The sequence below is a fragment of the Sphingobacterium spiritivorum genome (assembly GCF_016725325.1).
Taxonomy (GTDB): Bacteria; Bacteroidota; Bacteroidia; order Sphingobacteriales; family Sphingobacteriaceae; genus Sphingobacterium.
This window is the reverse complement of record NZ_CP068083.1, coordinates 373,697-388,433: the sequence shown is the minus strand read 5'-3', so window position 1 is coordinate 388,433 and position 14,737 is coordinate 373,697. Positions and strand designations below refer to the sequence as shown.

The following is a 14,737-nucleotide window of genomic DNA, read 5'->3' as shown; positions in this document are numbered from 1 at the left end:
ATTATGGTCTTGCAGGCTCTACTTTTTTAAGATCTGCTTTTTCTGCCATGTGACGTCCTTTACGGAAGTCATATACAGAAGGTGCTGCAAGGAAGATTGAGGAGTATGTTCCTACTACGATACCGATAAGGATCGCAAAGGAGAATCCACGGATTACTTCACCTCCGAAGATAAACAATACGGCTAATACGAAGATAATGGTCAGTGACGTAATGATCGTACGGCTTAATGTTGTGTTAATCGCATGATTTACAATATCACTCATTTTTTCATTATGGCTGTTTGGCTTGTTTACGTACTCTCTCAGTCTGTCAAATACAACTACCGTATCATTTACAGAGTAAGCAATTACGGTCAATATCGCTGCCACAAAGTGCTGGTCGATATCCAGAGAGAATGGTACGATACCATCTAACAGAGAGAACAAACCTAATAAGATAACCGCATCGTGGATAGTTGCAATCGCAGCTCCTGCAGAATACTGCCATTTGCGGAAACGGATCAGAATGTATGTTGCAATGATAATAATCGAGAAGATAGCCGAATAGGTAGCTCTTGATTTGATATCATTTGCAATTGATGGTCCTACTTTCTGTTGTGAAAGGATTTCATGTTTGTTTCCTCCAATCTTAGACAAACCAAGGTTCAGTTTATCCAATACATCTTTATCTACAGCATCACTGGTCTCGTCAATCTTGTACGTCGTCGTAATGCGAACCTGATTTTCACTTCCGAAAGTTTTTACCTCAGTTGTTTTCTGGAATACTTCATCCAGATTCTGACGTACGCTTTCCAGATTAACAGCTTTTTCAAAACGTACTGTATAGGTACGACCACCCTGGAAATCTACCCCAAGCGTAAAGCCTTTTGTAAAGATAGATGCCAAACAGATAATAGCAGCAATAATAGATACGATATAGAATTTCTTACGGTTTTTGATAAAGTTGAAGTTTGCATTTCTCAGCGTGTTCGCAGACCAAGGGTAAGATACAGAGATCTTCATGTCTTTATCCAACATGAATTCAAAGATCAGACGGGAAATGAAAATTGCAGTAAATAATGATGTAACGATACCTAACATCATCGTTGTTGCAAAACCTAAGATCGGTCCGCTACCTAAGAAGAAGAGTACAATACCTACAAGGAAAGTTGTGATCTGTGAATCGAGAATAGACGGCATCGCATGTTTGTAACCATCTGCAATCGCCTGACGCATAGATTTACCCAGACCCAGCTCTTCCCGGATACGCTCATATATAAGTACGTTGGCATCTACCGCTGTACCCATAGTCAATACGATACCTGCAATACCCGGTAAGGTAAGTACGGCATTTAAGGAGGCTAATACCCCTAACAGGAAGAATACGTTGACAATAACAGCAATATTTGCTGCCCATCCTGCACGGTTATAATAAACAACCATGAAGATCAATACCACTACGAAAGCAATGATGGCAGAGTTTACACCCGCATCGATTGCTGCCTGACCTAATGAAGGACCTACAATAGCCTCTTCAACGATCTTAGCTGTTGTAGGAAGACGACCTGCCTTTAATACGTTTGCTAAATCTTTTGTATCATCTGTTGTAAATGATCCTGAGATCTGTGAACTTCCGTTTGGAATTTCTTCATTTACATTCGGAGCAGAGTAAACAACATTATCTAATACAATAGCAATAGCTTCTTTATTTTGAGCTGCTTTTGCCGTGATTTTGCGCCATTCGCGTGCACCTTCATTATTCATCTGCATCGATACCACAGGTTGATTTGTCTGTGGAGCGATGTCATTTTTTGCATCTGTAATCACATCACCTGTCAATACCGCACCGTTATCAATACCTGACGGTCGGATTGCATAAAGTGATAATGCATTAGGTGAATTTTGTTCAGGTTTTACTGCCCAAAGAAGTTTCAGGTTAGCCGGGATAATAGATTTTATCTCTGGTTTTGCTAATAAAGCATTTACTTTTGCAGTATCTTTCAGTTCCGCAATACCGACCATAGGGCCCGGTACTAATTGCATCTGGTTGTTTGGTCCCATAGCAACTGACGGTCTCAATACAGCAAATAACGGATTTTCTTCACCCAATTTTGCGTTTACAGCAGCTGAGTCAGATTTTCCTTTGCCAGCACCCAGGTTGGCTAACAGATTTTCTTTCTTAGTTGTATCTGCTTTTGTTGTATCAGCAGGGGAAGATTTTTGTGCTTTCAGGGTCGCCGCTAATGTTTTGTTAACATTTTCCAAAAGAGGATATACCTGGAAATTGCTATGTGTTTCATAGAATTCCAGTTTGGCAGATCCCTGAAGAAGTTTGCGTACACGTTCCTCATCGTTGACACCCGGAAGCTCAATAAGAATACGGTTTGTTCCTTGTTGAATCTGGATATTCGGAGATGCTACTCCGAATTTGTCAATACGGGTACGAAGTACTTTATATGAATTCTGGATAGCATTATCCGCTTCTTTTTGCAAGAAATTAGCTACTTCTTTATCAGAGCTTGTCGCTTTGATTAAGGTAGAATTAGATTGTGTAGCAAAAAATGAAGCTAATGGAGTGCTTGCTCCGCTGGATTTGTAGTCTTCGATAAATAAATCAACTAATGATTTATTGGAAGATCTGCTTTTCTTTACAGCATTTCCTAATGAAGTGTTGAATTTTTCATCTTTCGGATTGTTCGCTAAGTTTCTGATCAATTCGTCTAATGAAATTTCCATTGTCACGTTCATACCGCCTTTTAGGTCAAGACCTAAAGCCAGTTCTTTGGCTTTGACTTCTCTGTACGTGTATTTCGCTACTCCCAGATTGTATACAACCTGTCCAGCCATCGAATCTAAATAAGCCTTTTCTTTCGTCATGTCACCTTTGGCGAATGCCTCAGCGTCTTTTTCTACTTTACGGCTCACAAAAGTGAATGATAGGGAATAGAGGCATGCTAACGATACCACTATAACCAAAAATTTAATCAGCCCTTTACCTTGCATTGTCTATTTTAGTGTATTAGTTTGATATATAGTATATTTATAATTTACTCCGGTTGTATTACATTTTACCAAGAATGGCAAAGGTATAAAATTTTTGTATAATGAACCCGACATGATTAAAATAATTATCAAAAGCAAGAATTATCGACAATTTTGTTTGTAAAAGCTCCTCTATTTGTTGATAAACAGATGTGTGGAACTGCAAGCTGGGAAATATAAAAGAGTATTCCGGCTTTTATATATGCAGGAGAGGGAGGAACAAAAAGAGCCTGACGGATATCCGTCAGGCTCTGCTTAAAGATTTGATATTTTCTATTTCAATGTGTATTTGATACCTAATGAAAATTCAGAAGCATCAAAATCACTATTGTGATTTAACTGCCAGTAAGGCTTCCAATCTACGTGAAGACCGATAGGAGCACTAGGGATTTTGAATTCAAGACCTGCCTGTGGACGTAAAGCGATTGCAGTGAAATCATCGCTACCAGCATCGATAAACGAGATTTGAGGACCAACACCTACATACCATCCCAAACCGTTAGTGCCACGGAAAGGTCTTGCATACTGATAATCTGCACCAATACCTACAACATTATCACCGAATAATACTTGAACCTGACCTTGATTAGTTCCTCCAAAAGAAGTTTTGTATTGTACTCCAAATGCATCAAATGGTGAATCAAATACAACTCCTATAGCCGCTCTTTGCGGAGACTGTGCTTTTGCTTCTTGGGCACCTAATGCCAAAACAGCTGCTGCTGCAAAAGAAAGTAATAATTTTTTCATAATAATGTTATGTTGTTTTTCTGTTAAATTACGATCAACACTTTGCAAATAGCTTGCCAAAAATCATGATTGATACATTTTTTTATGCAGAAATTGTAATCAGGCAATCATCATTTGGTTGTCAATTATAAAAAAACGTTTTACAATCCGAATATTATTTGTAATTTTGCCTGGCAAATAGAAACTCCAACACGTATTTGCCATGCAATTAGATCCACAAAAATTCGTAGCAGAAGGTCTTACCTACGACGATGTATTATTAATTCCCGCTTATTCAGAAATTTTGCCGCGTGATGTAGACACGAGCACATATTTGACTAAAAAAATCAAGTTGAATATTCCTTTGGTCTCTGCCGCTATGGATACGGTAACAGGTTCTGACTTAGCTATTGCTATAGCACAGGCCGGAGGTATCGGTATGCTGCACAAGAATATGACAATTACAGAGCAGGCTGCTGAAGTCCGTAAAGTAAAACGTTCAGAAAGTGGTATGATTCAGGATCCGGTTACGTTGCTGGAAACAGCTACTGTAGGTGACGCATTCAAAATCATGAGTGAGCACAAAATCGGAGGTATTCCTATTATAGACTTATCGGGTAAACTGGTCGGAATTGTAACAAACAGAGATCTGCGTTTTCAAAAAGATATGAAACGCCCTATCAGCGAATTAATGACCCGGGATAATCTGGTTGTAGCTCCTGAAGGTACGGATCTGGTGCAGGCTGAACTGATACTTCAGAATTATAAAATTGAAAAACTTCCTGTTGTCAATGAAGAAGGATTTTTAAAAGGACTGATTACCTTTAAAGATATCCAGAAATATAAACATTACCCTAATGCTGCGAAAGATTCCCATGGTCGTCTGCTGGTAGGAGCTGCAGTAGGAGTGACTCCGGACACATTGGATCGTGTAGATGCTTTGGTAAAAGCTGGTGTAGATGTCGTGACTATTGATACTGCACATGGTCATTCAAAGGGAGTAATAGATAAACTTAAATTAGTAAAATCAACATACCCAGATCTTCAGGTTATCGTCGGAAATATTGCCACCGGAGCAGCAGCAGCTGATCTGGCAGCAGCAGGTGCCGATGCTGTAAAAGTAGGAATCGGTCCGGGTTCTATCTGTACCACACGTATTATAGCTGGTGTAGGTGTACCACAGTTGTATGCTGTTTATGAAGTTGCCAAAGCACTTAAAGGTACAGGAGTTCCTTTGATTGCTGATGGTGGTATCAAGCAGACAGGCGATATTGCAAAAGCAATAGCAGCGGGAGCAAGTACTATTATGGCCGGATCACTGTTTGCAGGAGTAGAAGAAGCTCCGGGAGAAACGATTATATATGAAGGACGTAAGTTTAAATCATATCGTGGTATGGGATCTATTGAGGCTATGGAAAAAGGATCCAAAGATCGTTATTTCCAGGATGTGGAAGATGATATTAAAAAACTGGTTCCGGAAGGAATTGTAGGTCGTGTTCCTTATAAAGGTACTTTGGCAGAAGTTGTATATCAATATATCGGAGGTCTTCGTGCATCAATGGGCTACTGTGGTGCGGCAACGATTTCGCGTCTTCAGGAAGCGCAGTTTGTGAAAATTACAGGAGCAGGACTTCGCGAGTCGCATCCGCATAATATTTCGATTACAAAAGAAGCTCCCAACTACAACAGCAGAGGTTAATTTCTGATCGGAAAAAATATTAAAAACGGGCATTCAATTTTTGGATGCCCGTTTTTATTGACCACATTCTTTGTTTTTTAGGATATAAATGGTTAAATTGTAAATCGTTAACTATTTTTATTACATCACTTAACAATATAATAATATGGGTAAAGGAGATAAAAAATCAAGAAAAGGGAAAATTATTATGGGTTCGTATGGTAACAAACGCCCTCGTGGATTTCAAGCAAAAGCTGTGGTTCCGGAAGCTACAGAAGCCGGAAAACCTGCAGCAAAGAAAAAAGGTAAAGAAACTGCCTGATACACATTCCGGGATTTATTGCCGGTGTGAGAGAGACCAGCATACTTCGTTCAAGTGTGCTGGTCTTTCTTTTATAATCTCCTCCCTAAACCGAGATAAAAAAAATAATCAGTTCTGATTTCGCTGTTGACATACTGTTGTCATTGACCCGGATTAACTTTGAATCATAATCAAAACAGGAGAAATATGAAAACAAATGAAATCATCAGCAAAGAAGAATTATTGAAACACTGGCAGGGACACCGCAGTCTGACACGCCGGGTTATAGAAGCATTTCCGGAAAAAGATTTGTTCGAATTTAAAGTAGGTCCTATGCGTCCATTTTCATTAATGGCTCAGGAGCTGATCTCCATCGCCGGTCCCGGATTAAAAGGTATAGTGAATAGGGCAGAGGAGCCTTACAGCGAAAAAATAGACCTGAAAACAAAACAGGAAATTCTTGACGAATGGGACAAGGTAACCAAAGATGTAGATCTGTACTTTAACAAGATTAAAGAAGAAGATTTTCACGATACCTTTAATCTTTTTGGTGAGTACAAATCACCTATATATGAAAATCTTCTTTATTTTATTGATAATGAGATTCATCATCGCGGGCAGGGGTATGTGTATCTCCGGGCTTTAGGAATTCAGCCTCCGCCATTCTGGGAGCGATACTAATTTGTTGTTTTATATAAAGAAAGCGGTTCACTTGTGAACCGCTTTCTTACTTTTGGACAGATTTAAACTGCTTATCGCTGACAATCAGCTGTCCATATCTTATTTTCTTTTGTGAAAGCTATAGTTAGTTTTCCTGCATCAATACGGATCAAAGCACCTTCTGCTGAATTTATATTAACCAGAGTGTTATCTCCTTTTTTCTCAAACTCTACTCCTTTAAGATCCGGAATATCATTGTTAAAGTAAAAAGTATAGGAATTACCTAATTTCTGTACAGTCACTGTTCCATCAGCCAGCGGTTTATTGTTTTGGCTGTTTCCAAGATCAGTATAGGAAATTTTACCGTTGTACTTCCCTACGAAGATATCATTGTCAGCCGGATCATCATCTTTACTACATGCTGAAAATATAGCAACAGTGAACACTAACAGCCCCAAGATCTTAATCATTTTTTTCATAGTGGTAACGTTTTTTATGTTTGTTAAAGATTCTGTTTATATGCAGAATAAAGGACAAACCCGGTGCCAAAAACGGGAGGTAGGAAGTAATGTGGCTGATTAACAGCCTGATGTGGTAAGACTTATTTGATGAAACCGGCGACTATGTTAATGGTCAGAGCGACCACAAAAGTATTCAGTGCAAAAGAAAGTAAACCGTGAAACAGTGCCACATGTCTTATCTTTTTACTGGATATCTCTACATCTGAAACCTGGAACGTGCATCCTAAAACAAAAGAAAAGTAAGCAAAGTCAAGATAGTCGGGCTTCTCTGATCCCGGAAAGTCAAGACCTCTTGCTTTCTTGTCGTCATCATTGTAGTAGAGCCGAGCATAATGAAAAGTATAAATCGTGTGTACAAGTGCCCACGAGGCAATCATGCTGGCTACAGCTATTCCTATATTGCTGATATTAAGAGAAGGGTTATCTGCCGGAGATTCGATTACAAATAATACCGCAAAAAGACAGGTGAAAGAGGCTAATAAGATAAATAAAGTGACAACAATGCGGCTTCCGTCCTCGATTGTGGCTAGTTTAATAATCTTCCGAATCGGCATAGTATAAAAAGTTGTCCAGGCTATGACCAGGTAAGTAAGCGAAAAAGCCAGCCAGCTATACAGGAACTGAACCATGATGTTTTCATTCCTCGGTAATACAAAAAAAACAAATCCAGCAATTACCAGTGCTATCAACCCTCTGTGTATGGGTCTCAATTGGTGAATAAATAATTCTTTGGGCTGCATATTTGTTGAAATAAAGGATTTCCTATCCTCTTTTTCAGCTCTGCTGATGGGAGAGGATAGGAATAATAGTTATTTGGAACCTGTCCTTTTGATAATCATGATAGATTTGTATTTATCAAGATCAAAATGAGGTGATTCGAGCGTCAGTTCTGTAGGAAAAGGAAAGTTCTTGTCAAAGAAATAGAGCGTTGTGGAGCTTCCGTAGTCATTCGTAGGGAACAGATCTGCAGCACCTTCATAATCTGCATTTGCGATATCACCGACTGAAATAGCATAAATACGGATAATACCACCTTTATTTTGTTCATTACGCACAAAAGCAACTTCTTTGAAATCTCCTTTCAGATCTGCGATACTTTTTTGAGTCAGCGAATCTTTGAAAATAAATCCTACGATCAGTATAATTGGGATGATCAGCAACCAGGCTTTTTTGTTTTTGCTCTTCATTAAAGCGAAATTTTAATATCAAGGAGTTTGAAAAATTCTTTTAAAATGGCCTGATGTCCCGGCCATGCAGGTGATGTCACCAGATTGCCGTCTACTACAGCCTGATCTGCAGGTATATTTTTCCATGTTCCCCCGGCAAGTTCGATGTCCGGTCCTACAGCTACATAAGCTGTCAAAGTGCGTCCCGCTAATACTTTTGCGGCAGTCAATACCTGAATACCATGACAGATAGCGGCCACAGGTTTGTTGGCGTTAAAGAAATGTTGTGTAATTTCCAGTACACGCTTATTCAACCGGATATATTCTGCAGAACGTCCGCCTGCAATATAGAGTCCGTCATATTCTTCCGGATTGACAGTGTCGAAGTCCTTGTTGATACCGAAGTTATGCCCGCGTAATTCCTTGTATGTCTGATCTCCGGTAAAATCATGCACTGCTGTAGGTACTACATCTCCTTTTTTGCGTTCAGGAGCGATGGCGTCAACATCAATTCCAATTGCACCCATTGCCTGAAAAGGTACCATTGCTTCATAATCTTCTACATAATCGCCTACTAATAATAAGATTTTTTTTGCCATGATCTTCTAAATTTTTATAGTGTTAAATATACAAGTAATTGCTTTGAGCGGCAGATCAGTTTAGTAAAATATACGTCATGAATTGCCTTGAAGTTTTTCGGCCATTGTTCTTTTCGTCTTCCTGACTTTCGCTTCCAGCTGACTTCTTAACAACATATTAACTACTCCTTTTCCTTCTTCAAAGTTATCATTGAAACTAGGCAGCGAAAAGGTATCCAGAACATCTCCTCCGTCAAATGGCATCCGTGCAGTTGCAATGCTCAATACCGATTGTCCGCCTCTGGCACCAGGACTTGTAGCCATCAGAAAGATCGGTTTGTCCGCATATATCTTTCTTTTGGGAATGCGGGAAATCCAATCGACCATATTTTTGTACCCCACATTATAATTGCCGTTATTTTCAGCTAGTGAGATAAGAATAAGATCTGCCCAGTCGATCTTGTCCACAAAATTATGCACTTCCTGTGGTATTCCTATTTCTGCTTCTACCTGCTTGCTGAACAGCGGTAACGGAAAATCATTGAGATCGGCAATCTCAATAATATCTTCGGCTTCTTTGTAATATCTGGATACAGATGCTACCAGTTTTTTATTTATGGATGAGGAACTGTTGCTTCCTGCAAAGGCTAATATTTTCATATCGTAAACTTAACTAAATTTTATATCTTCAGCCTAATTAAAACTATAACAATGAAATCTAAACCTTGTTTTTTACTTCTGTTTTTGATGGTTTGTTTTTTTAAAGGATATGCACAGACCGCTATTCATTGGTTAGACCCTTTGACCGAAAATGCTGTGTCAGGCAGGGTTCCCGGATTAGCAAAGAGTCATGACTATGGCCGACTTCCTGCTTCTCTAAAAGAACAGGTGAGGGAGCCGGTATGGTCGTTGGGAACTAATGCAGCTGGTTTGTTTATAGATTTTCAGACAGATGCAGATTCTATTATAGTGAAGTATACACTTAAAGGTTCGCTCGCAATGCCACATATGCCTTCCACCGGCGTAAGTGGTCTCGATCTGTATGCCTTTGATCCGGTCAAAAAGACCTGGAGCTGGGCTGCAGGAAGATATGATTTTAGTGATACCTCTTCATTTGTGTTTTCGAATATTGCCTCCAGCTCTTCTCTGCAGTATCGCTTATATCTACCTTTGTATAACTCCGTTGGCTGGATGAATATCGGGGTGACGGAAGGGAGCAAACTGGAGTTCTTGAAGAAGGATAGTAAACCTGTAGTAGTATACGGTACGTCTATCGCTCAGGGAGCCTGTACATCGAGACCCGGTTTGGCGTGGACCAATATTCTGGGCAGACATCTGCAGATACCTGTGATTAATCTGGGGTTTTCCGGTAACGGACGGTTAGAAGAACCTGTCCTAAACCTGATGAATACTGTCGATGCGCGTGTATATGTGCTGGATTGTATTCCTAATCTGGGTATTACCAAAGATTTGTCAGAAAAGCAATTGGACTCTTTGCTTAAAAATGCAGTATCGGTATTGCGTCTGAAACATCCCAAAACGCCGATAATTATTACAGAACACAGTTCGGGTATGGATCCACAGGTGATGAATCTGGGAACAAATGCAGCTTATACACGATCGACTGTGATTGCAAGGAAAGCTTTCCGGGATATGCAACAATCCGGAATAAAAGATCTGTATCTGCTGTCAAATACAGCTATCGGTCTTGATCTGGAATCAACGGTGGACTATGCTCACCCCAATGATCTGGGAATGATGAAGATTGCACGTGCATATGAAAAACTGATCCGGAACATACTGAAGTAAAAAAATATCCTCACCTGTATGAGCGGGTGAGGATAATATTATATAACTGAGAATAGCTTAGAGCTTACTTTCTTTTTTCTTTTTGCGGATTTCCGGTTTTGAAACCTTGAGCTCATACTGTCTCTCCAGATACATAATGATCTCCCCTGCGATATCTTTTTTAGTCGCTTTTTCTATCCCCTCCAGTCCGGGGCTTGAATTGACCTCGAGTACCAATGGACCTCTTTCCGATGGAATCATATCCACTCCACAGACGGTCAGACCCAATTCTGCAGCTGCGGCTATAGCTGTGTCTTTCTCCTTCTTGGTCAGTTTGATGACTTCAGCGCTTCCTCCTCTATGGATATTGGAGCGGAATTCACCTTCTTTGGCTGTTCTTTTCATAGCTCCGACGACTTTTCCTCCAACGACGAAGGCACGTATGTCCGTTCCTTTGGATTCCTTAATAAATTCCTGTACAAGGATATTATTCCCTAATCCATAGAACGCTTCAATAACGGATGAAGCTGCTTTTTTTGTTTCAGCGAGCACAACACCTATACCCTGTGTTCCCTCCAGCAATTTGATAACCAGCGGCGCACCACCGACCATGCTGATCAGGTCATCTACATCGGAGATGGTTCTTGCGAATCCTGTTACCGGAAGTCCGATACCGGCACCCGAAAGGATCTGCATACAGCGCAGTTTGTCCCTTGAACGGGTAATAGCCTGACTTGGGTTGGCTGAAATAACACCCATAACCTCAAATTGACGTACAATAGCAGATCCATAAAAGGTAACAGACGAACCTATCCGCGGAATAATGGCGTCGATAGGGCCGATCTCCTGACCACGATAATGAATGCTTGGGCTGTCCTGGCGGATGCCTACGTAACATTTGCTGTGATCCATGACCACACACTCATGTCCTCTTTTCTCAGCAGCCTCCACGAGTCTTCGTGTGGAATACAAAGATTTATTAGTTGAAAGAATAGCGATTTTCACTGAACTGATAGTATTGTATTGTTATAACAAATGATATGCTGCTTGGTTTTCCTTTTGCAAATTTATAAGGAAGAGTTTTCTGAGAGGTTGTATTTTGAAACGTCTACAAGGAATTTTTTGCTTATAAAATTTCGCCCAAGAAGCATTGGAAATTTCATGCCCGAACGATTTCGGAATGAAAGTTTAATATTATATAGTTGATCGAAGAGTTTAATCTTAGTAAAGATCATATACCTGATCTCTGAATGTCCAAAAGAGCTTTTTACAACTCCCTGGCGTACTATCGGAAACCGGATGACACGTGTGCTCTCTGTCTCAAAATCGTCGATGATCGTGCATTGTATAAATTTGTGTCCGTTTTCTTCTTCAATATGATATTCTTCACAATGAAGAACAGAAGTACGGGCACCTGTATCGATTTTTGCCTTAAAATTGTACAAGCCAAGTTCCGGCAGATCTACCGTTTCATACCAACCTATGGTTCGCATTTCAGCCATATATCTACCGTTTATTCGTATTCAAATGTTCCGTAAGGAGAATGGATCGTTACTTTTTTGCCTGAAGCCCCTTCTACACGGCCTACAATCTGTGCAGGGATACCAAATGATTCAGAAATCGCAATAATATCCTGAGCAATGTCTTCCGAAACGTACAATTCCATACGGTGTCCCATATTAAAAACCTTATACATCTCCTGCCAGTCTGTTTTTGATTCTTTCTGGATCAGATCAAACAGAGGCGGAACAGGGAACAGATTATCTTTGATAACATGCACATTATCCACAAAGTGTAATACTTTTGTTTGCGCACCACCTGAACAATGCACCATTCCGTCGATTTGTGAACGATATTTATCTAAAATGGTCTTGATAACCGGAGCATATGTACGGGTTGGTGATAAAACCAGTTTACCTGCTGTGATCGTTTTCTCATTGCCTATTTCAACGGGATCTGTCAATCCTTTACCACCTGCAAATACCAGATCATAGGGAACTGCGGGATCAAAGCTTTCCGGATATTGTTCGGCAATCGCTTTATGAAATACATCATGACGTGCAGATGTAAGGCCATTGGAACCCATTCCGCCATTATATTCTTTTTCATATTTGGCCTGTCCGTATGAAGCAAGTCCTACGATTACATTTCCGGATTTGATGTTATGATTGGAAATCACATCCTTACGAGGCATACGACAAGTAACCGTACTGTCCACAATGATGGTACGCACAATGTCGCCTACATCTGCAGTCTCTCCACCTGTAGAATAGATGCCTATACCCATATCACGAAGTTCAGCAAGTATTTCTTCTGTCCCGTTGATGATTTCTGCAATTACTTCTCCAGGGATCAGATTCTTATTTCTTCCGATAGTAGAAGACAACAGGATATTATCTGTTGAACCTACGCACAGCAGGTCGTCAAGATTCATAATAATAGCATCCTGTGCGATTCCTCTCCATACTGAAGCATCTCCTGTTTGCTTCCAGTATACATACGCCAATGAAGATTTTGTACCTGCACCATCGGCATGCATAATATTACACCATTCTTCATCACCAGCCAGAATATCAGGGATGATTTTACAAAAAGCTTTGGGAAAAAGTCCCTTATCAATGTTTTTGATTGCATTGTGTACATCCTCTTTACCTGCGGACACACCTCTTTGGTTGTATTTTAAATCTGACATCTTGGGGCAAAAATAGTCAATCATCCTGATATTTACAGGAAAATTGGCGAATATTAAACGGATTTGAGTATTGACCAGGAGTCTACCAGTTTGTCAAAGGTAAAGCTGGCATTTGCCGGGCTGGTGCTGGGCAGGCTGTGATAGGATATCTGCGGAAGTCTCTTATGGTATTTGTCATATAATTGCTTTGCTTTATTACCGTTAAAAATCACGTGCTGTATAGAAGGGACATGTTGTAGCATACTGATGATATCATTCGGGATTTCTGAAAGTATGGCTGTATCCATACTACCAGGACGTATTGCTGAAGCACAGGTATCCCAAAGTGCAATATGATGATCTTCCAAAAGTTGAATGCGCCTGGAATAATCAGATTCATATTCTTTTTCCATAAGATGAAATAATAATTTCCAGAACCGGTTTTGAGGATGTGCATAATATTGCTGCTGTTCCAGCGATTTATCTCCTGGCAGAGAACCCAGAATTAAAAACCTTGGAAAAAGACCACATACAGGAGGAAAAGATTCTTTTAGCATATTTTAAAATTACAAAAAATGATAAATCTATTAGTCATTTGAGTTTCAGATAGTGAATTCTAAGCGTGTTTTAATGTCTACTTTTTTAATTATCTGATCTTTGATTCTTTTCCTGAAATTTTAATTTTAAAAGGACTTGCTTTTGAAATTAAAATGATATAATTTTGATATCATATCAATAACACTAATATTTAAATTATGGAAAAGTTAATCAAACCTATTTCAGGCTTTCTAGCCTTATTAATTGCGGTAATATGTTTTGCGCTTGCCATATATTGTATTGTTCTGGTCAAGGACAATCCGACATATGGGTTTATAAGTGCATTGTTGTTTCTGGTATTTGCTTTTACACTTAAAGGTCTCATGATTATCAGTCCGAATCACTCCCGCGTATTGAGCTTTTTCGGCAGGTATGTAGGAACAGTAAAAGAAAACGGTTTGTTCTTTATTAATCCTTTGTATTCAAGTATCAAAGTGAGCCTTCGTTCGGATAACTTACAGGGGCAGACGTTAAAGGTTAATGATAAAATGGGTAATCCTATTGAAATCGGAGCTGTAATTGTGTGGCAGGTAGGAGATACATACAAAGCTTCTTTTGATGTAACAAACTACACTTCATATGTTCGTACACAGAGTGAAGCGGCTGTGCGTCATCTGGCCGGAAGTTTTCCTTATGATAATCTTGAAGATGAAGAAGCTTCTATTACGCTTCGTGAAGGAGGAGAGACCGTTAATCATATTTTAGAACAGGAATTGACGGATCGTCTGGCTCCGGCTGGCATTGTTATTAAAGAGGCTCGTATCAGTCATCTGGCTTATGCTTCAGAGATTGCAGGAGCGATGTTACAACGCCAGCAGGCAACTGCTATCGTTGCGGCTAGAGCTAAGATTGTAGAAGGTGCTGTAGGTATGGTGGAGATGGCACTTCATAAGCTTTCGGAGAAGGATATTGTCGAGTTAGACAATGAGAAAAAAGCAGCGATGGTCAGCAATCTTATGGTTGTACTTTGTGGTGAAAAGGCAGCCTCTCCGATAGTCAACGCAGGTACTTTGTATCAATAAAATTGAA

16 protein-coding genes are annotated in these 14,737 nt (G+C 39.8%); 5 read left to right on the top strand and 11 right to left on the bottom strand.

Features of this window, described 5'->3' with window-relative positions:
• Position 1 precedes the first annotated feature (1 nt).
• Both secDF and I6J02_RS01435 read right to left on the bottom strand, forming a co-directional pair.
• A complete protein-coding gene (secDF, locus tag I6J02_RS01440; protein ID WP_201680076.1) occupies positions 2 to 2,983 on the bottom strand; it encodes a protein translocase subunit SecDF in 2,982 nt (993 codons plus the stop codon).
• Positions 2,984 to 3,295: 312 nt separating this feature from the next.
• The gene (locus I6J02_RS01435; protein ID WP_201680075.1) at positions 3,296 to 3,769 is read right to left on the bottom strand and encodes a hypothetical protein; all 474 of its coding nucleotides are present in this window, start codon (positions 3,767 to 3,769) and stop codon (positions 3,296 to 3,298) included.
• A gap of 202 nt (positions 3,770 to 3,971) precedes the next feature.
• Between I6J02_RS01435 and guaB the strand changes: the two genes are divergently transcribed.
• From guaB to I6J02_RS01420, 3 genes are all read left to right on the top strand, one after another.
• Positions 3,972 to 5,447 carry an IMP dehydrogenase gene (gene guaB, locus I6J02_RS01430; protein WP_201680074.1) on the top strand — a complete coding sequence of 492 codons (1,476 nt, stop codon included), beginning with the start codon at positions 3,972 to 3,974 and terminating at the stop codon, positions 5,445 to 5,447.
• A 145-nt stretch (positions 5,448 to 5,592) separates the two neighbouring features.
• Positions 5,593 to 5,748: a 30S ribosomal protein THX gene (locus tag I6J02_RS01425; RefSeq protein ID WP_201680073.1), complete on the top strand. Its 156-nt coding sequence runs from the start codon at positions 5,593 to 5,595 to the stop codon at positions 5,746 to 5,748.
• Positions 5,749 to 5,934: 186 nt separating this feature from the next.
• A complete protein-coding gene (locus tag I6J02_RS01420; protein WP_201680072.1) occupies positions 5,935 to 6,408 on the top strand; it encodes a DinB family protein in 474 nt (157 codons plus the stop codon).
• A 71-nt stretch (positions 6,409 to 6,479) separates the two neighbouring features.
• Here I6J02_RS01420 and I6J02_RS01415 read toward each other — a convergent pair whose 3' ends face one another.
• The 5 genes from I6J02_RS01415 to I6J02_RS01395 form a co-directional block, all read right to left on the bottom strand.
• Positions 6,480 to 6,866 (bottom strand): hypothetical protein, encoded by a 387-nt coding sequence (locus I6J02_RS01415; protein ID WP_201680071.1) that lies wholly within the window; start codon positions 6,864 to 6,866, stop codon positions 6,480 to 6,482.
• Between the two features lie 122 nt (positions 6,867 to 6,988).
• Entirely contained in the window at positions 6,989 to 7,648 is a 660-nt protein-coding gene (locus tag I6J02_RS01410; RefSeq protein ID WP_201680070.1) for a DUF1345 domain-containing protein, read from the bottom strand.
• A 69-nt stretch (positions 7,649 to 7,717) separates the two neighbouring features.
• Positions 7,718 to 8,095, bottom strand: coding sequence for a hypothetical protein (locus tag I6J02_RS01405; protein ID WP_201680069.1), 378 nt, complete (start codon positions 8,093 to 8,095; stop codon positions 7,718 to 7,720).
• Entirely contained in the window at positions 8,095 to 8,673 is a 579-nt protein-coding gene (locus tag I6J02_RS01400; protein ID WP_201680068.1) for a DJ-1/PfpI family protein, read from the bottom strand. The genes I6J02_RS01405 and I6J02_RS01400 overlap by 1 nt, the downstream gene beginning before the upstream one ends.
• A gap of 75 nt (positions 8,674 to 8,748) precedes the next feature.
• A complete protein-coding gene (locus I6J02_RS01395) occupies positions 8,749 to 9,312 on the bottom strand; it encodes an NADPH-dependent FMN reductase (protein WP_201680067.1) in 564 nt (187 codons plus the stop codon).
• Positions 9,313 to 9,363: 51 nt separating this feature from the next.
• Here I6J02_RS01395 and I6J02_RS01390 point away from each other — a divergent pair, with 51 nt between their 5' ends.
• Positions 9,364 to 10,461 (top strand): SGNH/GDSL hydrolase family protein, encoded by a 1,098-nt coding sequence (locus tag I6J02_RS01390; protein WP_201680066.1) that lies wholly within the window; start codon positions 9,364 to 9,366, stop codon positions 10,459 to 10,461.
• Between the two features lie 57 nt (positions 10,462 to 10,518).
• Here I6J02_RS01390 and rimK read toward each other — a convergent pair whose 3' ends face one another.
• The 4 genes from rimK to I6J02_RS01370 all read right to left on the bottom strand — a co-directional run bounded on the left by rimK (position 10,519) and on the right by I6J02_RS01370 (position 13,668).
• Entirely contained in the window at positions 10,519 to 11,445 is a 927-nt protein-coding gene (gene rimK / locus I6J02_RS01385) for a 30S ribosomal protein S6--L-glutamate ligase (protein WP_201680065.1), read from the bottom strand.
• Positions 11,446 to 11,507: 62 nt separating this feature from the next.
• Positions 11,508 to 11,942, bottom strand: coding sequence for an ATP-dependent zinc protease (locus I6J02_RS01380; protein WP_201680064.1), 435 nt, complete (start codon positions 11,940 to 11,942; stop codon positions 11,508 to 11,510).
• An 11-nt stretch (positions 11,943 to 11,953) separates the two neighbouring features.
• The gene (locus I6J02_RS01375; protein WP_201680063.1) at positions 11,954 to 13,132 is read right to left on the bottom strand and encodes an AIR synthase related protein; all 1,179 of its coding nucleotides are present in this window, start codon (positions 13,130 to 13,132) and stop codon (positions 11,954 to 11,956) included.
• 53 nt (positions 13,133 to 13,185) lie between these two features.
• A complete protein-coding gene (locus tag I6J02_RS01370) occupies positions 13,186 to 13,668 on the bottom strand; it encodes a DNA-deoxyinosine glycosylase (RefSeq protein ID WP_201680062.1) in 483 nt (160 codons plus the stop codon).
• Positions 13,669 to 13,866: 198 nt separating this feature from the next.
• Here I6J02_RS01370 and I6J02_RS01365 point away from each other — a divergent pair, with 198 nt between their 5' ends.
• The gene (locus I6J02_RS01365) at positions 13,867 to 14,730 is read left to right on the top strand and encodes an SPFH domain-containing protein (protein ID WP_201680061.1); all 864 of its coding nucleotides are present in this window, start codon (positions 13,867 to 13,869) and stop codon (positions 14,728 to 14,730) included.
• The last annotated feature ends 7 nt before the right edge of the window (positions 14,731 to 14,737 follow it).

Bases quoted from the DNA above. Each gene is read 5' to 3' on its own strand.
- secDF (WP_201680076.1), bottom strand. From the start codon at position 2,983: ATGCAAGGTAAAGGGCTGATTAAATTTTTGGTTATAGTGGTATCGTTA.
- I6J02_RS01435 (WP_201680075.1), bottom strand. From the start codon at position 3,769: ATGAAAAAATTATTACTTTCTTTTGCAGCAGCAGCTGTTTTGGCATTA.
- guaB (WP_201680074.1), top strand. From the start codon at position 3,972: ATGCAATTAGATCCACAAAAATTCGTAGCAGAAGGTCTTACCTACGAC.
- I6J02_RS01425 (WP_201680073.1), top strand. From the start codon at position 5,593: ATGGGTAAAGGAGATAAAAAATCAAGAAAAGGGAAAATTATTATGGGT.
- I6J02_RS01420 (WP_201680072.1), top strand. From the start codon at position 5,935: ATGAAAACAAATGAAATCATCAGCAAAGAAGAATTATTGAAACACTGG.
- I6J02_RS01415 (WP_201680071.1), bottom strand. From the start codon at position 6,866: ATGAAAAAAATGATTAAGATCTTGGGGCTGTTAGTGTTCACTGTTGCT.
- I6J02_RS01410 (WP_201680070.1), bottom strand. From the start codon at position 7,648: ATGCAGCCCAAAGAATTATTTATTCACCAATTGAGACCCATACACAGA.
- I6J02_RS01405 (WP_201680069.1), bottom strand. From the start codon at position 8,095: ATGAAGAGCAAAAACAAAAAAGCCTGGTTGCTGATCATCCCAATTATA.
- I6J02_RS01400 (WP_201680068.1), bottom strand. From the start codon at position 8,673: ATGGCAAAAAAAATCTTATTATTAGTAGGCGATTATGTAGAAGATTAT.
- I6J02_RS01395 (WP_201680067.1), bottom strand. From the start codon at position 9,312: ATGAAAATATTAGCCTTTGCAGGAAGCAACAGTTCCTCATCCATAAAT.
- I6J02_RS01390 (WP_201680066.1), top strand. From the start codon at position 9,364: ATGAAATCTAAACCTTGTTTTTTACTTCTGTTTTTGATGGTTTGTTTT.
- I6J02_RS01380 (WP_201680064.1), bottom strand. From the start codon at position 11,942: ATGGCTGAAATGCGAACCATAGGTTGGTATGAAACGGTAGATCTGCCG.
- I6J02_RS01375 (WP_201680063.1), bottom strand. From the start codon at position 13,132: ATGTCAGATTTAAAATACAACCAAAGAGGTGTGTCCGCAGGTAAAGAG.
- I6J02_RS01370 (WP_201680062.1), bottom strand. From the start codon at position 13,668: ATGCTAAAAGAATCTTTTCCTCCTGTATGTGGTCTTTTTCCAAGGTTT.
- I6J02_RS01365 (WP_201680061.1), top strand. From the start codon at position 13,867: ATGGAAAAGTTAATCAAACCTATTTCAGGCTTTCTAGCCTTATTAATT.